The organism is Rhizobium sp. BT-226, from assembly GCF_025847085.2.
Lineage (GTDB): Bacteria > Pseudomonadota > Alphaproteobacteria > Rhizobiales > Rhizobiaceae > Rhizobium > Rhizobium sophorae.
In genome coordinates, this window is record NZ_JAOYTI010000001.1 from 495,695 (window position 1) to 515,270 (window position 19,576).

The following is a 19,576-nucleotide window of genomic DNA, read 5'->3' on the forward strand; positions in this document are numbered from 1 at the left end:
GCAGCGCTGCCGCCGTCGAGAGGGTTCCTCTCACTTTCTCCGGCTACCGCGGGCTGACGCCATGCTCAATTATTTGTGGAGACAGCCGGCTTTTAGGCTTTGGCTGACCGCCATTCAGAAAGGACATCCTATGTCTAAGGACAAAACCGTAAATGCTGCATCAGTCGTGGCAACTCCGCCTTCCCATACACCTGAAGCCTTCGCTTCCGCTTCCGCAGAATCCGCGAAAGACGCCGTAGACTTCATCGGGATCGACGAGATCCTGACGCTGAGGAGGATGATTGTCCGCGCCCCCGCGCCAAAAGGCACCGTGCTCTTCCTGCATGGATTTCCGGAAACACTGATGGTCTGGAAGGGCATCGCGACAACGCTTGCTCGCGACTACGACGTCCACGCCTTCGATTGGCCGGGTTACGGGCAGTCGTCGCGCCCGGATTTGAACCGGTTTTCCTACGCGCCGAAAGAGTACGCCCGAGTGTTGAAGGCCTATATCGAACGGGCAGGCATCGATCGGTCGAAGTTCGTGATCTACGCGACTGACATCGGTGCCCTCCCCGTCCTGCTGCTTGCTCTCGACGAGCCGCCGATCGCCAGGCAGATCATCGTCGGAGACTTCGCGCCGTTCGACCGGCCGCAATATATGTGGGAGAACCTGCAGAACCTCAAAGCCGAGCCCACCGCCTCGCCGACCCGTGCCTATATGAACAAGACGAACGACGAGATCCTTCAGAACGTGCACAGGCGCGGCCTCTCGCCCGCTGAACAATTCGATCTGCCGATCGAGGTCCAGCAAGACATGGTCCGTTCGTGGAGCGTTGATGGGATCACTTCGGCGGACGCCTTTGCCCACTACTACGCGAATTTCACCCGCGACCAGCATCACCTAGAGGCCAACCTCGACCGGCTGAAGACGCCCGTGAAAGTGATCTGGGGCGAGAAGGACATCTACATCGCAAGGGAAATGGGCATTGAGTTCGCCGGCAAGATCGGAGTGAAACTCGACGTCCTGCCAGGGATTGGTCACTTTCCACACCTACAGAATTCGAAACAAACGGTTGAGGAGATAATCACATCATTCAGATAATATTGGATTATCTTCGTAGACAGATCGCGCGCGCAGCCGCGGCAGTGCCCAGTCGACAAAAGCCCGTACCTTCAACGGGAGAGAAGCCCGTGTCGCGCGTAGACGATATGAATGGGCTGGGGTGGACCGTCGAAATCGCGGAGGATGGTGACGAGCGCGCCGGACGCCAGTTCGTCTGGAATCTGATAGTCGAACAGTCGCGCGATCCCCGCCCCGCCGACGGCGGCCGCAACACAGTTTGCCGCGGTATTCACCTCAAGCCGGTTGCGAGGCACCGCCTCTATCGGCGTGCCGTCGACGTCGAAGGTCCAGAAAAATGTTCGCTTGTTGAAGATTATCCCGTCCCGATCGATGAGATCGCCGGGACGCTCGGGCATGCCATGCCGCTTGAGATAGGCAGCACTCGCGCAGGTCAGCAGGCGGAATTCGCCGACCTTGACGGCATGGAGGGCGCTGTCGGCGAGGTCGCCGAGACGGATCGCTATATCCACCTGCTCGGACACGAGATCGACCGTACGGTCGAGCGACAGAAGGTTCAGCGACACCTCCGGGTATTTGTCCATGAAGCTCAGCGCAACAGGCAGCACGTATCGGCTCCCGTATTCGACCGGCATCGTGATCGTCAGCACGCCTCTGGGTGTTTGGTATTCCCCGGACGCCCTTCGCTCGGCCTCCTCGATATCCGCCAAGATCTTTCGAGCGGCGTCGACATAGTCGCGCCCTGCATCGGTGAGTTGAAGATTGCGGCTGGTGCGGACGATGAGGTTTGTCCCAAGATGTCGTTCGAGTTCGGCCACCTTGCGGCTGACGCTGGGCAAGGGCGCGTCGAGCTTCCTGCTGCCGGCAGAGATGCTTCCGGCGTCGACGACCGCCAGCAATATGCGCATCGCTTCGAGACGATCCATCGGACACCTCCAATAACACACCGCTTCTGTTTGTCGTTCGAGCGCCGCGGCTGCCACAACGGACCCAAACAAATTTCCGCTTCGGCCCAGCTTAAGGCTTGGCTTTAATCAAGCAGCTTGCGTATGGCCATGATCCCCTTTGCAGCGTCCGACCAGGATTGACGCCAGATCAAAATGCCGACGCTGAGGATGGTCGCAACAGCAAAAGGGATTGGCCCTAGAAACCAGAAGGCGGCCGCGAAGGTGAAGTAGTAAGATCGGACGCCGACGCTGAACGATCGAAGCGCAGGGTTCAAAACGAGGGTCAGGGCGTTCGTCCAACCGGCGATATCCCTTTCCTCATCGCGGGATGGGCTCGCCCCGATCGCCGCCAGGCAGTAGTTGATCTGCCGGACTGCCCAGATGAAATCGGATAGTCCGCGCAGCAGCGTCGCTATGATCAGGAGGACCTTGCACTGGAAAAACCACGCGGGGTCCTGGGCCGCAAACATCGCGATCAGGCCACCACCCGATCCATAATTCGGCTCCATGAACAGCGCGCCGCTGAGTCCGACGATGACGATGAGATTGGCGGAGCCGAAGAAGGATGCCGAATTGATCGTGTGCCCGAGGATCGCGGCATCGCCGATGAAGTTGTTGTCTCGCGTCAGCACCTCCCGCATCCAGGCGGCGCGAATGCGCACCATATCAACGGAAAGACTGTCGTTCTTCCTCGGCCACCCCGCTGCCATCAAAGGCTCGACGGCCACCCAGACGAGAAGGAAGAAAACGATCGCCGCGATGTTCAGCAAATCCATGGTGCCCCCGAACCGAATGTGGATTTTTTCTGAACAGTACTTCGAGCTAACGGCAGCTCCAAGCGTCTATCGCCGCCCTGCCCTTCAGATCAACACTCCTGTTCGCGCGTCATGGTCGATCGCGGATTGCTGCGAGGTAACGGGACATCGTCGAAGCCCGAAGCCGAATGTGTTCGATCGCCTGCTGCGGCGTCACGGCCAGGAAGCCGACATGGTCGCGTGGGCGCAGCTGGACGAAGGCGTCCAGATCGGAATCGACTACCGTGGCGATCTTGGGATATCCTCCGGTCGTCTGGTGGTCGGCCAGCAGAATGGTGGGAACGCCGTCTCCGGCGACCTGCACCGAGCCCCGCACGATAGCCTCCGACGGCATGTCCAGCGCGACGCTTGGCGCAAGCGACGGACCTTGGAGGCGTACCCCCATGCGGTCATAGGCGTCGCTCAGGCGGAAAGGCGACGAAAGGAAATTCGACAAGGTTTCTTTCGGGAAGAACCGATCCTGTGGACCGACCACCACACGCAGCTCGGATCGCGGTCTTGCGATGACCGGACATATGATCGGACCATGTCGATCGTCTCGTACTTCCGGATCGGCGACGGTGATGGTCTGACCGGCTGCGAGGCGCCCGCCGCCAAGGCCGGAGAGACTGTGAGTCGACATGCTGCCCAGCCAGATCTTCGCCTCGATATGACCGGCGAAGGCCAGATATGTCCAGCTTCCCCAATGTCCCGGGCGAATTGACAGCCGCTCCCCGGCCCTCAAGGTGGCGACCATCCATGCGCCGCGCTTGTTGCCGGCATGCTCTACGATAAAACCTCCTCCCGCGACGGCGAACGTAATTTCCCCCGAGATGCAGTCGAGAACCAGGCCGCCCATGGAGACTTCGATTGCCGGCTGACCGGCAGGATTGCCGATGGCGGCGTTGGCGGCTGCAAACGAGGTCCGGTCCATTGGACCGGAGGCCGGAACGCCGTACCGCATCGATCCGTGACGTCCTTCGTCCTGGACCGCGACATGAGGACCCGCGAAGTTGATTGCAAGGACTGCTTCGCTCATACGAGGCACCTCGCGTCGAATTCTGCCCGCGATATGCGGCGGAAACGGACCTCGTCGCCGACGTCGAAAAGGAACGGCCGGTCGTTGGACGTGGCGTCGAGGATTTTCGTCGGCGAACGGCCGATGATCCACCAGCCGGTCGGCATGGCGAGCGTGCTCACCAGGCACTGCGGACCGGCGATCAGCACGCTTCCAGCGGCGATGCCGCGAATAGGCGCCGGCTTCCTCGGCTGCTGAATGGCTTTGGGCACGCCTGCAAGGTAAGCGTAGCCTGGAGCGAAGCCGTACATGAAGACGCTGTAGTCGCCGGAGAGATGGGCGGATATAACGTCTTCCGGCGACAATCCGCTCGCCTCGGCGACGGCGGAAAGGTCGGGCGCAAGATCAGGATCGTAGCAGATTTCGACTTCGCGCATCGCTCCAATCGTCTTTGGGACCTCAGCCGCCAGACGCTCGGCAATGGCCGCCTCCGTCGTCCGGTGATCGGCCACGAGCGGATCGAAGCATACGAGAATGCTGGCATAGGCCGGAACGGCTTCGACGAATCCTTGAAAGGGTGCCACCTTCAAGGCGGCATCCAACTTGACGACACGATCGTGGATCCGTTTATCGATGGTTGCGCCGAATTCGACGAGCACCGCGTGCCCGCCCACCGGGCGGTAGGTCGGAACACTGCCGGACGCTGCGGACGGGTCCTGTGACAAATCAGTCGGCGCCTTCGATCATGAAGTTCGCATGCGCAGCACCTGCCCGAAGCGCCTTGGCTTCCGGATCGGTGACGGTAACCCCGGCGATAAGATAGCCTTTGGCCATCACCTGTTTTCCTTTGTCGGTTGAAGGAATGGTGCCACCTCGATGCCTGCCTTTTGCAGTGCATGGCGCACGTGGACGGCCATGGCGAGCGCTCCTGGGCTGTCCCCATGAACGCAGATCGAGTGCGCATCGAGACGGATCGGAACGCCGTCGACCGTCGGCATGAGGCCGCTGGACAGGTACCCGATCAATCTCGATGCTGCCTCCGCGGGATCATCGATCATCGCTCCCGACAAGTTGCGCGGAACGAGCCGACCTGTGGAGAGGTAGCCGCGGTCGGCAAAAATCTCACTGAAGACGGTCATCCCGGCATCGCGCGCCGCATGCTCCAGCTCTGTCCCGGAGATCGCCAGTATGGCAAGTTCCGGCGAGACCGCTCGGGTTGCGCGTATGATGGCGTCGGCGACCGGCCGTTCGTCGGCCGCCCAATTGGCGAGTGCGCCGTGCGGTTTGACGTAGCGGACGCGGGCGCCCGCCAGAGCCGCAGCTCCCATCAGCGCTCCTGTCTGCGTCGCGACAAGCTGCTCCACTTCCCGGACGCTCAAGGGGATCAGGCGTCGTCCGAAGCCCTCGCGATCTGCAAAGCCCGGATGCGCTCCGGCGACGACACCCCGCTCGCTTGCGAGCGCCAGCGTCTCCACCATGGTCGCCGGATCTCCGGCATGCCCGCCGCATGCGATGTTGGCACTGGTGACGACGTCAAGGATCGCCTTGTCGTCGCCCATCCGCCAAGGTCCAAACGCCTCCCCCAGATCAGAATTGAGATCGATTTTCGTCATGATGTCCGTCAACCTCTCGCGCCGGTCCTGTCAGCTTCGTCGCTTTCTGGATCGTCGAAGCCGAGGTGGAGCACATCTTCGCCGCGCGCGTCAAGAAAACGACGCTGCTGGCTGCATGCAACGAGCTCGTGTGGCGGTCGCGGGGGCCCTCGAAATGTCCTTGCAGTTGCGTCCGATGGAAAGGCGGCTAAGATCGGGGTGAAATGGTCGACCGCCCTGTCATTGATCGAGCGCGTCCTTTTCTCTCAAGAACCGGGGGGCCTAGCCACCCGGCAGCATGGCGTGCAGACCGGGGATGCGGAATGAGTCTTGTCAACAAAGCTTTGGGAACGTCCGAATTTTCTTTTGCCGAAGAGCCGGGCATTTTTACCTGGGACTTGGCGACCGACAAGGTTTATGCGGATTCGGCGCTGGCAAACCTCTTTGGGCTTGATCCCGAAGAGACTCTCACGGGGCTGCCGGTCATTAGATACCTCGACCGGATTCATCCGGATGACAAGCCATCCGTGGCCAAGGCAATTTCAGAATCGGTGATCACAGGAAATCCGTATCGCTGTGATTATCGGGTATTTGATCGAAGCGGGCAAATAGTCGCCGTCGCGGCCTTGGGCCGCTGCTTCAGGGATGAAGCCGGAAACCCGTCGCAATATGCGGGTATCGTCTTCCCGACGAATGATCATGCCCAGCAAGACGAATTGTCCGCTCACTGCAGCGCGGCACTGAAAATCGCCCGGTCATCCGGCCTGCAGAGGACAGCCGATGCGCTGGAAGCGATCGTCAGGGAGCTTGCTAAGCCGATGCCTTCAGACGTCGCGCCGATTCACTGATTTCCTTCCGCGCAGCGGTGATTAAACTATCCGCGCAAAAGCGCGGCGTTCGCAATCAGGCCTCAGGCCCGTCACTGCCGTCTCACCTCGTGGATATGGCCGGCAAATCCCGCAAGCAGCACGCCGAGCGGAAGACGCCGAAGCAGTCTGGCTGCAATGAAGGTTGCGCCGATTGCCGCGGCAAGTTTCAGCCAGGGATAGTCGCCGAGCTGGACATGGGCGCTCGCATCGACCGATGTGGCCTTGGCTTTCAGCGCCGCTTCCGCATCCTCGCGCAGCACGCCTATGCGGGCATTCAGGAGCCTGACCTCATGCTGCAGGGCGTTCAGGCTCTCGTCGGCCTTTTCACGCGCCGTCTGCTCAGCGGCATCGGCAAAAGGCGGATCACCTTCCGCGATCAGTTCGTCGGGATCCGGCGGAAGGCCGTGGCGGTTGATGGATGATTGCATGGAGGTATCCTCGAATAGGTGAGCGAGAGGAAATGAGGCCCGGCATTGCGGCCAGGCCTCGTAACGTCAGTGGTCGCGCCGGAAGCCCTGGCTCTGGTGAGACCTGCCCTGGGATTGCGACTGGCTTTGCGATTGCCGGTCGGCATCGTCCGATGGCTCAGAGCTACTGCCGGGCAAGGTATAGGCGCGCACTTTGGCGCTTCCATGCGTGGTGTCGCGCATTGCCACTGGGCGGGCATCGTCGAATGCGCTCTCGGACACGGCGAGATCTTCCGACGATTTGCCGCCGGAGGGTTGGCCGGCAAAACCGGTATTGGATGCGCCTTGCTGTCTGTCCTCCAACGACCAGAGATCCGCGCGTTCATCCATGTCGATACTGCCCTCATCGTCCAGAATATCGTGGACGGTCTCGTAGAGCGCGTCGTCGATATCATTGACCTGAACGAGGAAGCCGCCTCGCCGCAACCCTTCTGCATAGACCGCACGATCCTCGTCGGGGAAGAAGAAGTCTGCCAGCGCGTCGAAGAAGCCGCTGCGGTCTTCGCGCATTGCGCCGGCATTTTTTGCGTCCGCCTCATATCCGGGCATCAGCCTTATTCTCGCGACCGGCACGCCTGCGTCCTCGAGACGGGAAACGGCGGATTCGGCGTCCGATCGGTTGTCGAAAAATGCGGCAAGACTGCTGCCGCCTGTCGGGCCTGAAAAGGCCGGGTTGGTATCGTTGTAAATGCTGCCCATGGGACTCTCCTCTCGATATGCAGATCCAGCCGCCAATGCGTTTTGGCCGACGTTTGGCCGGCGTCTGGTTTCCTGACTTGAAGAACCGTCGGCTGAGTTGAATGTTCCAGGGGTGGCGAATGGGATTGGCGATAGGCCCGGCGGTGACTCCGGCGCGTCGCCTGCCATTTCGGCGCAGACTCGCAAATTACGCCGCTTTCGAAATCTCTCAGCGGTTGACGTCAAACCTTCGAGACGCTAGCACGGCTTTGACGCATTGGGGATAATTCATATGGACATGTTTACGGCAGCCGGTCTGACGGCTTTGCTGCAGGTCATTGCTATCGACCTCGTTCTCGCCGGCGACAACGCCGTGGTTATCGGTCTTGCTGCTGCCGGCCTCGAGGCGACGCAGCGCCGCAAGGCAATTATCGTCGGCATTGTGGCGGCGACCGTACTGCGTATTCTCTTTGCCAGCGTCGCAGTCTACCTGCTGGCGATCGTCGGCCTGCTGCTGGCCGGCGGCCTGCTGCTGCTCTGGGTCTGCTGGAAGATGTGGCGCGAGCTTCGCGCCGGCCATGGCGAGAGCCATGAGGCGGTGGGTGCCGAAGGCGCCCCGAAAAAGACCTTCTTCCAGGCGGCGACCCAGATCGTCATCGCCGACGTCTCGATGTCGCTCGACAACGTGCTTGCCGTTGCCGGTGCTGCGCGCGAACATCCGAGCGTGCTGGTCATCGGTCTTGCCCTGTCGATCGCGCTGATGGGTATCGCCGCAAACCTGATCGCCCGGTTGCTCAGCAGCCATCGCTGGATCGCCTATGTCGGCTTGCTGATCATCCTCTACGTCTCGCTCGACATGATCCACCGCGGTGGCGTCGAACTGTGGCCCTACGTGCAAGCGAGCGGGTTAAAGCTTTAAGAGCCTTTCCGGGTTAGATCGCAGCATTCTGTTGGCTCAAACGGAGTCGGATGGTCGACCGGCCGGCGCGCGTCGTAGCCCAGCTCTACGGCCAAGCCGGCCGGTCGATCAGGCGGCCCGTTTCAGCCAACCCTCCCGCAGATTTGCCTGGCAAATCTGCAAGACTTTAAAATCGCCGGGCGCACTTGTCGCTTCGCCATGGCGAAGCGGTGCGGCCGGTGGGCCGGGCATCTTTCCGTCAGGGCAGAGGCGATCGGCTCGGACGTACCAAAAGGTATGCCCTTCGCCAATCGCCTCTGCCCTGACGAAAACCTGCTCCGGCAGAATGCTTCAAGCTGGCCAGGAAAGGCTCTAAATCCTGACCTCGGTCTCGAAGCTCATCTGGTCGTACGCCGGCACCACATGGTCCGGCGTCTCGGCCATCACTACGTCGTAGTCGAGCGGCGTGTGCATATGGGTGAGGATCGCCCGTTTCGGCTTCAGCCGGCCGATCCAATCGAGCGACTGTTCCAGCGACAGATGGCTCGGGTGATAGGTATATTGCAGCGCATCGATGATCAGCGTGTCGAGATTTTGAAGCTTCTCGACGGTCTGTGGCGGAAAATCGCTGATATCGCTGCAATAAGCCACATCACCGATCCGGAAGCCGAGCGAGTGGATATCGCCATGCTGCTGGATGTGCGGATGGAAGGCGATCGTCCCACCGGGACCATGAATTTCGACGGCCGCGTCGAGGTTTTCGATGACAACAGGCAGCACGATCGGCGGATAATTGCTGCCCGGCGGCGTTTCCAGGCAATAGCCGAAGGCTTCCCGCAACCTGTCCATGGTAAATTGATCGGCAAAGATCGGCACCCGGCGGCGCGTATTGTGAAAATAGCCGCGCAGATCGTCGATGCCATGAATATGATCGGCATGCGGATGGCTGTAGAGCACGGCATCGACATGGTCGGCCCCTGCCCTGATCATCTGTTCGCGAAAATCCGGTCCCGTGTCGATGACGACGGTGGTAACACCGCCATCCGGTGCGAATTGTTGTACCATGAAAGCGGCGCGCGTGCGCCGGTTCTTCGGATTGTCGGGATTGCAGGCGCCCCAGTCGCCGGTAATGCGCGGCACGCCGGGTGACGACGAACAGCCGAGAATGGTGAAACGCCGCCGGTAGAGCACGCCGCTAGACCCTCGGCATCTTCGAGAACAGCCGGAAAGCGTTCTCCGTCGTGATCCGTGCGACCTCGGCATAGGAAAGGCCGATCGTCTCGGCGAGCACCTCGGCGGTGTTGACGACATAGGACGGTTCGTTGCGCTTGCCGCGCCAGCGCTTCGGCGCCAGATACGGCGCGTCCGTTTCCACCAGCAGCCGATCCTGCGGGATCGTCTTGGCGATTTCGCGCAGCTCTTCCGACTTCGGGAATGTCAGGATGCCCGAGAAGGAGACATAGCCGCCGAGCGCGACGCCAGTCTTCGCAAGCTCCGGGCCCGCCGAGAAGCAATGCAGGATGAAGGGGAAGGCGCCCTTCCCGGTTTCCTCGGTCAGGATCGTAGCCATGTCCTCGTCAGCGATGCGGCTGTGGATGACGAGAGGCAGCCGGGTCGCGCGCGCCGCGGCGATATGGCGGCGGAAGCCGGTCTGCTGGTCCTCAGGCTTTTGCGTATCGTAGAAATAGTCGAGACCGGCCTCGCCGATCGCCACCACCTTCTCATGGGCATTGGCAAGACGCACCAGTTCATCCGTCTCAATATCCAGCTCTTCGTCGGCATTGTTCGGATGCGTGCCGACCGAGCAGAACACCGAAGGATATTTCTCAGTTATCGCAAGCAGCGTCTCGAGCTTGCGGACCCGCGTCGAGATCGTCACCATCTGTTTGACACCGGCCTGATGGGCGCGCGCGACGATCTCGTCCCGCTCTGCCTCGAAGTCGGCGAAATCAAGATGGCAATGCGTGTCGATCAGCACGGCCTCAAGCCTCCGGAGCCACGTAGCGCGGGAAGACCGGCGTCGGCGCTTCGAGCCCCGTTCCGGCAACCAGACGGCCGGCCTCGCCCAGAGCGGCGAAGTCGCGCTTGTCTTCGGGTGCCGCGACCAGATCGAGCAGCTTGGCCGATGAATCCGGCATGAAGGGCTGCAGCAGGATGGCGATCTGGCGCACGACTTCGGCGGTGACATAGAGCACCGTGCCCATCCGCTCCGGATCGGTCTTCTTCAGCGCCCACGGCGCCTGGCCGGCGAAATAGCGGTCGGTCTCGGAAACCACTGCAATGATCGAGGCGAGCGCCCGATGGATCTGCTGCTTGCTCATGTCCTCGCGCGTCGATGCGTGCAGCGCGTCGACCTCAGCCAGCATCGCCTTGTCTTCGCCGCTGAGCGCCCCGCATTCCGGGATCTTGCCGTCGCAATTCTTGACGATCATCGACAGCGAACGGCTGGCGAGATTGCCGATGCCGTTGGCGAGGTCGGAGTTGATGCGGGTGCCGATCGCCTCTTCGCTGTAGCTGCCGTCCTGGCCGAAGGAGACTTCGCGCAGGAAGAAATAGCGCACCTGGTCGAGGCCGAAATGGTTCACCAGATTGACGGGATCGACGACGTTGCCGAGCGACTTCGACATCTTCTCGCCCTTGTTGAGCAGGAAGCCGTGGGCAAAGACCCGCTTCGGCAGCGGCAGCTTCGCCGACATCAGGAAGGCCGGCCAGTAGACGGCATGGAAGCGGATGATGTCCTTGCCGATAATGTGCACGTCGGCCGGCCAGTATTTCGCCCGCGGGCCGTTCCTGTCCTCGATATAGCCTGTCGCGGTAATGTAGTTGGTCAGCGCGTCGACCCAGACATACATCACGTGGGCGGGATCGTTCGGCACCTTGATGCCCCAATCGAAGGTCGTGCGCGAGACCGAGAGGTCCTTGAGGCCGGACTTGACGAAGGAGATCACCTCGTTGCGGCGCTCGGCGGGACCAATGAAGTCGGGGTTTTCCTCGTAATGCGCCAGCAGCTTCTCCTGGTATTCGGAGAGCTTGAAGAAATAGCTTGCCTCTTCCACCCACTCGACAGGCGTGCCCTGCGGCCCGTAGCGCACACCGTCGGCGCGCAGCTCCGTCTCGTTTTCCTGGTAATAGGCCTCGTCGCGTACCGAATACCAGCCGGCATAGCTGTCCTTGTAGATATCGGCATTGTCGGCCATCAGTTTCCAGATGTTGCGCGACGTCTCGTGATGACGCTCCTGCGTGGTACGGATGAAATCATCGTTGGAGGCGTTGAGCAGCGTCGCCATCGCCTGGAATTCGCCGGAGTTGCGGTCGGCGAGCGCCTGCGCGGTGATCCCCTCGGCACGCGCCGTCTGCTGCATCTTCTGGCCGTGTTCGTCGGTGCCGGTCAGGAAGAACACATCCTTGCCATCCAGGCGCTGATAACGCGCCATCGCATCGGTCGCGATCAGCTCATAGGCATGGCCTATATGCGGCTTACCGTTAGGGTAGGAAATCGCGGTGGTGATGTAGAAGGGTGTCTTGTCTGTCATGGCGGCCAATGTCCGGCTAACTCTATAAAAATGGTCAGCCGCTCTTAGCGCATGTCACCGTCAAGCGAAACCTCAAGTTTCGCCACCGTCGATGATTTCCGGGACGATGGGGGCGTGAACTTGACTCAGCTTCTCGCCCAATCTACCCGTCTTGGGAAAGAGGGCGGGACAAGAACGAAGTGCCAGTTTTCATCTACCGGATTTCTCGTGACCCCGCGCCGTCGGGGGCGCTTGTTTGACCTTCGAGCCGCTCTATTCGCTTTCCGGCCTGTTCGTCGGCGCCCTCGTCGGCATCACCGGCGTTGGCGGCGGTTCGCTGATGACGCCGCTGCTGGTGCTGCTCTTCGGCGTCCATCCCGCCACCGCCGTCGGCACCGATCTTCTCTACGCGGCGATCACCAAGACGGCCGGCACGGCCATTCACGGCATGCATGGGCGGGTCAACTGGAGGATTGTCGGCAGCCTCGCAGCCGGCAGCCTGCCGGCCGCCCTGCTGATGCTGTGGCTGCTGGCGGGCGTCGATCGCAAAAGCATCGGCGTGACCAACACGATCACCACGGCACTCGGCTGGCTTCTCGTCATGACCGCGATCATGCTGGTCTTCCGAGGCCCGATCCTCGAATTGGCGCGCCACGCCATCGGCGATCGAACGCCGCCGAAGCCGACGACCATCCTCGCCCTCACCGTCATTCTTGGGTTCGTTCTCGGCGTCCTCGTCACCTTGACCTCGGTCGGCGCCGGCGCGCTGGGGGTGACGATCCTGCTGGTCCTCTATCCCAGGCTCGATGTGCGCGAGATCGTCGGTTCCGATATCGTCCACGCGGTACCGCTGACCTTGATCGGCGGCACGGGCTATTGGCTGATCGGCGAGATCGACTGGCCGATGCTGCTTGCCCTGCTGATCGGCTCTATCCCCGGCATCATCCTCGGAAGCCTCCTGGCGCCGAAGCTGCACGAACGCACCATCCGCATCGTCCTTGCCGCCACGCTTGCGGTTGTCGCACTCAAGCTGTTGACCGGCTGACCAGGTGCAGACTGATAAACGGAGATAATGCATGTCAGAAAATCACTTCGATCCTATACTCGAAGAGCTGAAGGAACGGTCCGTCGACAGGCTTATGAAGGCGGATACATTCGACGCTTCAGCTTTCGAGGCCTTGAAGGACCATCTTTGGCGAAAAGCCGAAGGTCTCAAGCACGAGTCTTCCATCTCAAAGCAGGTTTTGTTCAGCCTTCGGTCCGCCGTCGCCACGATACGAAGCCGGGCAGAATACCTTCCCAGCGTGCGCGAGCAGCTTCATTGGGCTAACGATTTTGAGTTAATACTCGATCGACTGATAGTCGGTGAAACGCTCGATGAACGCCAGCCTGGCGTCCCCCGCATCGCATAACGAACCTCGCTCAGTTTATGGGGTCAAAGCGTTAGCGCTTTAAAGGCCTGGCTGCTTGATGTCGGCAAGAATGCTGATGATGGTCTGCTTGCGGTCGAGGTTATAGCCATCGGAAATGGTGAGCCGCTCGGTGATCTCGGAATAGAGCCGAGCCAGCCGCTCCGCCGCCGCGATCTGCCCCTCGCCCGCTGCCGCGCGAGCCCGGTTCATGATGTCGTCGCCGACATGGCTGACGAAGAAATCGAAGATCGTGTCGCTTTCCCGCCCCGAAAGCGCGTCGGCCAGCCGATGCATTGCCTTGCGTGCTGTCGGCCCTTCGGCGGAAAGCATCTCATCATAAGCGGCGATGATCTCGCCGCCGCCGTAGTTCAACAATTTTAGCGCTTCGCCGACGCTGCCCTTGGCGGCTGAAAGCACCGCCCCGCCCTCGCCTGATATGCCGAGATGGTCAAGGGCCGCGACGAGTGCATCATCGGCAAGCGGCGCCAGTTTCAGCGGCAGGCAGCGCGAGCGGATCGTCGGCAGCAGCCGCCCCGGCGCATGCGACAGCACCAGGAACAGCGCCCGCTTCGGCGGTTCTTCCAGGATCTTCAGGATGGCATTGGCCGCATTGCGGTTCATGTCGTCGGCCGGATCGATGATGACGATCCGCCAGTTGCCGGTGCCGGACGTCTGCGAGAAGAATTTGCCGGCGCGGCGCACCTCGTCGACGGTGATTGCCGATTTCACCTTGCCGGTCTTTTCGTCCACCGGCCGGGCAAGATGCAGCAGATTGTGCGAGGCGCCCGACGCGATCTGCCGGCTGACGGGAGAGGCAGGATCTGGATCGCCGATTTTCTCCGGCGCTGTCGCGGGATCGGGATGCGAGAGCACGTGGTTGGCGAATCGGAAGGCCAGCGTCGCCTTGCCGATGCCCTCCGGCCCTTCGATCAGGATGGCGTGATGGCCCTTGCCGGAGCGATAAGATTGCGCAAGGAAGGCTTCCGCCTCCTCATGGCCGAACAGCCTGGTATTTTCCCCCGGCCAGATGGCGCCGTCGAGCAGTCCGGGCCTTTCTTCACTCATGATGGGCTTCACTCATGGTGAGCGGCTTCCGGCATTCGGGCACGACCTGCGGGCGATAGCAGCTGCTTGACGATCGCCAGGATCTCGGCGGCAATCGCTTCCTCCGTCTGCATGGCATTGACCACGTGGCAGCGCTCCGGCTCACGGGCGGCGATATCGAGAAAGGCCTCGCGCCGTTTCTCGTGCGTTTCCAGCCGCTCCTTCTCGAAGCGATCGGGACCATCGGCCGCGGCGCGCTTCTGCGCCCGCTCCAGCCCGACCTTGGCGGGGATGTCGAGGATCACGGTACAATCCGGCATGACGCCGTTGATGGCGATGCGCTGCAGCGTCTCGATGAAATCAGGCTCGAGATTGCCGGTGATGCCCTGGTAGACGCGGGAGGAATCCATGAAGCGATCGCAGAGCACGACCTTGCCGGCGGTAAGGGCCGGCCGGATCACCTCTTCGACATGGTCGTTGCGGGCCGCCGCAAAGAGGATCGCCTCCATCCGCGTGCCGAAGGCTTCAGCTGCCCCCGACAGCAGCACATGGCGCACGGCTTCGGCGCCAAGCGATCCGCCTGGTTCGCGCGTCACCAGCACGTCGTGACCTTCGCCTTTCAACGCCTCGGCGAGGCGGCGGATCTGCGTGGATTTCCCAGCGCCTTCCCCGCCTTCAAACGTAACGAACAATCCCGTACCGGATGACAATGACAACTTCCCGCATTCCAGGCGCCTCACGCGCCCCGCTCCTTCTATCTATCCGAAGATATCAGGGAGGAAAACCTTTCGCCGCGGCGACATATTCACCTTTCCCGGCAAATTGCATTGAAAACAGCTCGTCAGACGGGCGCGGGCTTGTCCCAGAGCCAGGAGAAGAACAGCGATTCGCCGAGTTCCAACATGGCGTCGACCGCCCGGCTGCTGAGCGAGCCCTCGCCGACTGCCTGCACGGTATAGAGCGGCACTTCCCTGAGCAGCCGGCTGCCGGCGAAAATCCTCAGCGTGCCTGCCTGGGTATCCGGCTTGACCGGCGCCGTCAGCGGCCAGCGATAGATGATGCGCGCCGACAGCCGGTCGGGATTGCTGATCGGGATATAGACGCTGACCGGCGCCTTGGCGACGAGATCGACGGTGCGCGCCGTGCCGCCATAGACGCTGGCGGCGCCGATCACTTCGTTCTCGCTGAAGATCTGCCGGTTCTCGAAGGCCGTCAGTCCCCATTCGAGCACCCGCTTGGCCTCCTCCGTCCGCTCCTTGTCGGAAGCGATGCCGGCAAGCGCAACAAACAGCCGCCTGCCGTCGCGCTGCACCGAAGCGACGATCGAATAGCCCTCGCCCTCGGTAAAGCCGGTCGCAAGCCCATCGGCGCCGAGATCGAGCCCGAGCAGCGGGTTGCGGTTGCGCTGGAAGATCTTGTTCCACTCGAAATCCGGCTGCGCGAAATAGGAATAGAGGTTCGGATAGGATTGCTGAAGGGCGGCGGCGAGCGTCACCATCTCGCGTGCCGTCACCTTGCTCTTGCCATCGGGAAGGCCAGTGGAATTGCCGAACTCGGCCTTCTCCATGCCGAGTTCGCGGGCGCGCCGCGTCATCGACACGGCAAATTGCTGCTCGCTTCCGGCCATGCCCTCGGCAAGGATGATGCAGCTGTCATTGGCGCCCTGGATGGCGACGCCCTTGATCAGGTCCTCGACGCGCACGCGCGATTTGAGGCTGGCAAACATCGTTGCCGTCCGCGACGGGGCACCGCCCGTCCGCCAGGCATATTCGGAAACGGGATATTCGGTATCGAGCGTGATCTGGCCCTTGGTCACCGCCTCGAAGACGAGATCCATCGTCATCAGCTTGGCGAGCGAGGCGGGCGAAAAGCCCTGGTCCTCGTTCTTGGCGAGAAGCACCGTGCCGGTGGCGGCCTCGATCATATAGGCCTGCGCCGCCTTGGTGGCGAAGCCGGCGGCACCGTCATCGGCTGCAAAGGCTCCGGTGGCGAACGGCATCAGGCATGCAAGCAGGCGAAGCGCGGGCTTCAGCATCGCAATTTCCATTGATCGAGCGGCGTATTTCAGGAGGTTAGAACGCGAGGAAATCCGATGCAATTGCCAGTTCAGCGCGCGTCGAACTTTGCCTGCTGGCGCTTGGCCGAGGCAAGGATGGACTCTTGGGTCAGCCCGTCATTGCGCACCATCACCGCGTCGAAGGCGAGATCGACGGTCACCGTCTTCACCTCTTCGTTCTGGTAGCCGAGCGCCAGCGAATTCTGGGGGCGCTCATAGGGCATCGGACCAATCTCCGGCAGCACTACCATCTGGTCCATGGCCTGCGCGCCGTTGAAGGATGGTGCTGATGGCGCGACCAGAACATGGGCAGCCGGTGCCGTGGCGGCTGCTGCATTGTTGCGGGCGCTCGGCGTCGAGCCGGCATAGGAGGTGGCCGACCTCGGCACCGGCACGTTGGCCGGCGTCTCGTAGTCTTCCGAACTCTGCAGCTGGTCGCGGGTGATCTTGCGGCTGTTGGAGGCGACCATCACGCCGGTTGCGATCTGGCCTTCCGGATTGACGCCGGGAATGCGGCTGCCCTTCGGCGCGTAGGAGGCCATCAGATAGGGCATGTCGTGGCCGTCCATGCGGGCCCGGCCGACATATTGCACGCGCACCTTGCCGGTGCCGCTGTGCTGCAGGTCCAGCATGTCGGCCGTCTTGTTGGAAAGATCGATGATGCGGCCTTCGTGATAGGGGCCGCGATCGTTGACGCGCACGATGACGGAAGAACCACTTTCGAGATTGGTGACGCGCGCATAGCTCGGCAGCGGGAAGGTCGGATGTGCGGCGGAAAGATGCATCTGGTCGTAGACTTCGCCGTTCGCCGTCAGGCGTCCATGAAAGGCAGAGCCATACCAGGAGGCGACGCCGACCTTGTTATAAGAGAAATCTTCTTTCGGATAATACCACTTGCCCTTCACCTCGTAAGGGTTGCCGACGATGTAGCGGCCGCCGCCCTTCGGGATATTGTTGCCGGTCGCGACCCGTGGGCTCGCCTTCACGCCATATTCGGATTCGGAGAAATATTCCTTGCCGTGGGCTTTTTTCTTCGGCACCGCCTGCGTCGTGCCGCAAGCCGCAACCGTTGCACACATCGCCGAGATCGCCAGCCACCGTGCTGTCGTTGCGAAAGACGCCGCCCCGTAATCCAGTTTCATATGCCCCACGCCGCTCAAAGATCGTTATGGTTAAGGAACCCTGCCCATTCTGGGGCAATAGCGCCTTATTCCCGCCCGCCTAACGAGGCTTTAATCTTGCTAAGTTCGTGGCAAATTTACGAACGATTTCGCAGCGATAGCGACAATTCTAATGATTATGGTTTATAGATCATTAACAAAAGCTCCTTCCGCCTGCCCTTCCGCCGCCGCAATGAGGCCCGAAATCATCGTGCCGATGCGGGGCATATGGTGAACATCTGGGTGAGTCCGGACGCCCCAAAGCTCCATATTGGAACACGGCCTGCGCGTATTTGAGGAGCGGCGGCGCGTCACTAGCTTGCCTATCCCCGTGATATGACGCTATGCACTCTCGGCGCGGGTTGAGGGCATAAGAATGGACAGAATTTTCAAAAGCTTGATCTTGCTGGTCGTGATATCAGCCTCATCGGCCGACGGCGCCGTCGCGGAGGAAATTCCCGCCTATTGGCGCAAGACGATGACCAATAATCCCAAGACGAATTTTTATCTGGCCGAGGCCTTGAAACCCTTACCAAACAAGGATGCCGAAACCCTCAAGGTGCTCAGGCTGTCGCTGATCGCCGGCAACCTTTGCCTCGACGCCGCCATCGACCGGAGAGCAGGCGAAGCATTTCTTCAACGGGCAGGCTATGGCCGCATCCGCGGAAAGGCGTGGGACGAAGCCGCCTTCCTCGCCAACGACTGGTTCAAATATTTCAACTACCGCTCCCTCGCCCACCTCTGCGCCGGTATCGACTATATTTTCGGGCGGGAGGGAAAGCTGGTGCCCAATCTGGTTAAGCCCGGCAAGGGTGAGCCGAAGGGAACCTACGATCCCCAAAATCCCTACCTGCGGCTTCCGCACTTGCGCAAACCGAATGGCTAGGTAGCGTCGCCGATAGATGTGATGCAACGCGGGTCGCGTATTTGACGCTTCGTGGCTGTATGGGAACGAATTGTCGGCCACGGGCTTTGAAGGTTAGATCTTTGGAGGATCACCATGAACGATGAAACCCTGACTCAGCTCGACACGATCAGCCAGCAGTTGCATGCCCGATCTTGCGCGCTTGCCCAGCCGGATAAAGACAACGACATTGCAATCCTGATGTCGGCCCTCGCCGTGACGATGGAGGCGGTTCGATCTCTCGGCGAGGATATGAAACAGCTCAACGGCCCGAAGGGCCTTGGATCTGACGGAAGCTAAATCTCTTATGTCGCCAGCGCAATTCACAGAGCTTGCGCCGGGAATGATGCGCGCGAAGCGCTCATCTTCGACATGGTGGGAAGCCGTGGGCCGTCTATGCTGCCGGTGGACGATAGCGAATCGACTTCGCCTTTTCCAAGGCTTCGATCGTCTCCTCGACGTTGAGGAGGACAGTGGTTTCCATGGAGCTGAGCGCGCCTCCTGCGCCGATCGCAAGTGCTACAGCCGCCATCGATACGTTATCAGGCGCCTCCCACAGATTCCAACCATCATGCTCGCCGAAGGCGTACCAGAAGCCATGGAGCTTTCCGCCCACGGATTCAATGTAGCTCCGTGCCGCCTCTCGGCGATCCTCGGGGTTTTCGATCATCCGCGCCCAGGTCTCGGGCGTGTAGCTGAAGCGTGTGAGATACATGGCCATGGTTTGTTTCCTCCGCCAGAACACGCAGTAAACGCTCAAGCCGGGGCGAACGCGAGTCATTTCCAATGTGCGGAATGGACCTACCTCGGCTCATGCTCGAGCTTATTCGCGCGTTGCGCCAAGGATGCCGGCAAATGCTGCAGCGCACGTTGACGCTGCTATCAAAGCTGCTAAAAAGCCAGCCATCGAGTGATTGGGTAGCAAATCGGCCGCGATGGCCGGTTGGTAGAAATCAACAAGATGTTGATGTCTCAACCTTTTCAATCAGATGGAAGAGTGTCCGAGTGGTTTAAGGAACCGGTCTTGAAAACCGGCGTGCGGGAAACCGTACCGTGGGTTCGAATCCCACCTCTTCCGCCATATGTCGTTTTCCGAAAATTGCCGTTTTGCGCGAGATCCATCCGTTATCGCAACCGTCAAGAAGGTTGGCCTTCCCTGAGG

At 61.1% G+C, this 19,576-nt stretch carries 21 protein-coding genes, 1 tRNA gene and 1 pseudogene; 8 read left to right on the forward strand and 15 right to left on the reverse strand.

Translation table 11 applies throughout. From position 1 onward, the window contains the following. The first annotated feature begins 130 nt into the window (after positions 1–130). Positions 131–1,084 carry an alpha/beta fold hydrolase gene (locus OIU37_RS02625; protein WP_180695451.1) on the forward strand — a complete coding sequence of 318 codons (954 nt, stop codon included), beginning with the start codon at positions 131–133 and terminating at the stop codon, positions 1,082–1,084. On the opposite strand, the pseudogene OIU37_RS02630 reads toward OIU37_RS02625, so the two are convergent. From OIU37_RS02630 to OIU37_RS02650, 5 genes and pseudogenes are all read right to left on the reverse strand, one after another. Continuing rightward, positions 1,073–1,989, reverse strand: a pseudogene (locus tag OIU37_RS02630) (LysR family transcriptional regulator). The gene OIU37_RS02625 and the pseudogene OIU37_RS02630 sit on opposite strands and share 12 nt — an antisense overlap. A gap of 104 nt (positions 1,990–2,093) precedes the next feature. Next, positions 2,094–2,786 carry a DUF599 domain-containing protein gene (locus tag OIU37_RS02635; RefSeq protein WP_180695121.1) on the reverse strand — a complete coding sequence of 231 codons (693 nt, stop codon included), beginning with the start codon at positions 2,784–2,786 and terminating at the stop codon, positions 2,094–2,096. A 109-nt stretch (positions 2,787–2,895) separates the two neighbouring features. Next, positions 2,896–3,852 carry a biotin-dependent carboxyltransferase family protein gene (locus OIU37_RS02640; protein ID WP_180695120.1) on the reverse strand — a complete coding sequence of 319 codons (957 nt, stop codon included), beginning with the start codon at positions 3,850–3,852 and terminating at the stop codon, positions 2,896–2,898. Further along, positions 3,840–4,547, reverse strand: coding sequence for an allophanate hydrolase subunit 1 (locus tag OIU37_RS02645; protein ID WP_264255465.1), 708 nt, complete (start codon positions 4,545–4,547; stop codon positions 3,840–3,842). The genes OIU37_RS02640 and OIU37_RS02645 overlap by 13 nt, the downstream gene beginning before the upstream one ends. A gap of 108 nt (positions 4,548–4,655) precedes the next feature. Beyond that, positions 4,656–5,435 (reverse strand): LamB/YcsF family protein, encoded by a 780-nt coding sequence (locus OIU37_RS02650; protein ID WP_264255467.1) that lies wholly within the window; start codon positions 5,433–5,435, stop codon positions 4,656–4,658. A gap of 302 nt (positions 5,436–5,737) precedes the next feature. Here OIU37_RS02650 and OIU37_RS02655 point away from each other — a divergent pair, with 302 nt between their 5' ends. Continuing rightward, positions 5,738–6,262 carry a PAS domain-containing protein gene (locus OIU37_RS02655; protein ID WP_171602485.1) on the forward strand — a complete coding sequence of 175 codons (525 nt, stop codon included), beginning with the start codon at positions 5,738–5,740 and terminating at the stop codon, positions 6,260–6,262. A gap of 71 nt (positions 6,263–6,333) precedes the next feature. Here OIU37_RS02655 and OIU37_RS02660 read toward each other — a convergent pair whose 3' ends face one another. Further along, positions 6,334–6,711: a hypothetical protein gene (locus OIU37_RS02660; RefSeq protein ID WP_171602486.1), complete on the reverse strand. Its 378-nt coding sequence runs from the start codon at positions 6,709–6,711 to the stop codon at positions 6,334–6,336. A 66-nt stretch (positions 6,712–6,777) separates the two neighbouring features. Further along, positions 6,778–7,449 (reverse strand): hypothetical protein, encoded by a 672-nt coding sequence (locus tag OIU37_RS02665; protein ID WP_171602487.1) that lies wholly within the window; start codon positions 7,447–7,449, stop codon positions 6,778–6,780. A 271-nt stretch (positions 7,450–7,720) separates the two neighbouring features. On the opposite strand from OIU37_RS02665, the gene OIU37_RS02670 reads away from it, so the two are divergent. Then, on the forward strand, positions 7,721–8,347 hold the full coding sequence (locus tag OIU37_RS02670; protein ID WP_171602488.1) for a TerC family protein: 627 nt from the start codon (positions 7,721–7,723) through the stop codon (positions 8,345–8,347). Between the two features lie 351 nt (positions 8,348–8,698). Here the strand turns inward: OIU37_RS02670 and OIU37_RS02675 are convergent, their stop codons facing one another. The 3 genes from OIU37_RS02675 to metG are packed head-to-tail and all read right to left on the reverse strand — an operon-like array spanning position 8,699 to position 11,859. Further along, a complete protein-coding gene (locus tag OIU37_RS02675; RefSeq protein ID WP_180695117.1) occupies positions 8,699–9,517 on the reverse strand; it encodes an MBL fold metallo-hydrolase in 819 nt (272 codons plus the stop codon). A gap of 4 nt (positions 9,518–9,521) precedes the next feature. Next, the gene (locus OIU37_RS02680) at positions 9,522–10,304 is read right to left on the reverse strand and encodes a TatD family hydrolase (protein WP_180695116.1); all 783 of its coding nucleotides are present in this window, start codon (positions 10,302–10,304) and stop codon (positions 9,522–9,524) included. 4 nt (positions 10,305–10,308) lie between these two features. Beyond that, positions 10,309–11,859, reverse strand: a complete 1,551-nt coding sequence (metG, locus tag OIU37_RS02685) for a methionine--tRNA ligase (protein WP_180695115.1) — start codon at positions 11,857–11,859, stop codon at positions 10,309–10,311. Positions 11,860–12,094: 235 nt separating this feature from the next. Here metG and OIU37_RS02690 point away from each other — a divergent pair, with 235 nt between their 5' ends. Beyond that, a complete protein-coding gene (locus OIU37_RS02690; protein ID WP_180695114.1) occupies positions 12,095–12,883 on the forward strand; it encodes a sulfite exporter TauE/SafE family protein in 789 nt (262 codons plus the stop codon). Positions 12,884–12,914: 31 nt separating this feature from the next. Then, positions 12,915–13,250, forward strand: a complete 336-nt coding sequence (locus OIU37_RS02695) for a hypothetical protein (RefSeq protein ID WP_264255472.1) — start codon at positions 12,915–12,917, stop codon at positions 13,248–13,250. A gap of 39 nt (positions 13,251–13,289) precedes the next feature. On the opposite strand, the gene OIU37_RS02700 is transcribed toward OIU37_RS02695, so the two are convergent. The 4 genes from OIU37_RS02700 to OIU37_RS02715 all read right to left on the reverse strand — a co-directional run bounded on the left by OIU37_RS02700 (position 13,290) and on the right by OIU37_RS02715 (position 17,492). Continuing rightward, a complete protein-coding gene (locus OIU37_RS02700; protein ID WP_264255473.1) occupies positions 13,290–14,315 on the reverse strand; it encodes a DNA polymerase III subunit delta' in 1,026 nt (341 codons plus the stop codon). Positions 14,316–14,323: 8 nt separating this feature from the next. Next, positions 14,324–15,004: a dTMP kinase gene (tmk, locus tag OIU37_RS02705; RefSeq protein WP_180695111.1), complete on the reverse strand. Its 681-nt coding sequence runs from the start codon at positions 15,002–15,004 to the stop codon at positions 14,324–14,326. A 131-nt stretch (positions 15,005–15,135) separates the two neighbouring features. Continuing rightward, entirely contained in the window at positions 15,136–16,329 is a 1,194-nt protein-coding gene (locus OIU37_RS02710; RefSeq protein ID WP_180695110.1) for a D-alanyl-D-alanine carboxypeptidase family protein, read from the reverse strand. 71 nt (positions 16,330–16,400) lie between these two features. After that, positions 16,401–17,492 (reverse strand): septal ring lytic transglycosylase RlpA family protein, encoded by a 1,092-nt coding sequence (locus tag OIU37_RS02715; RefSeq protein ID WP_180695109.1) that lies wholly within the window; start codon positions 17,490–17,492, stop codon positions 16,401–16,403. Between the two features lie 394 nt (positions 17,493–17,886). On the opposite strand from OIU37_RS02715, the gene OIU37_RS02720 reads away from it, so the two are divergent. Then, positions 17,887–18,396 (forward strand): hypothetical protein, encoded by a 510-nt coding sequence (locus OIU37_RS02720; RefSeq protein WP_180695108.1) that lies wholly within the window; start codon positions 17,887–17,889, stop codon positions 18,394–18,396. A gap of 114 nt (positions 18,397–18,510) precedes the next feature. Beyond that, positions 18,511–18,714 carry a hypothetical protein gene (locus tag OIU37_RS02725; protein WP_180695107.1) on the forward strand — a complete coding sequence of 68 codons (204 nt, stop codon included), beginning with the start codon at positions 18,511–18,513 and terminating at the stop codon, positions 18,712–18,714. A gap of 94 nt (positions 18,715–18,808) precedes the next feature. Here the strand turns inward: OIU37_RS02725 and OIU37_RS02730 are convergent, their stop codons facing one another. Continuing rightward, a complete protein-coding gene (locus tag OIU37_RS02730) occupies positions 18,809–19,135 on the reverse strand; it encodes a GYD domain-containing protein (RefSeq protein WP_180695106.1) in 327 nt (108 codons plus the stop codon). 270 nt (positions 19,136–19,405) lie between these two features. On the opposite strand from OIU37_RS02730, the gene OIU37_RS02735 reads away from it, so the two are divergent. After that, a tRNA-Ser gene (locus OIU37_RS02735) sits at positions 19,406–19,495 on the forward strand. The last annotated feature ends 81 nt before the right edge of the window (positions 19,496–19,576 follow it).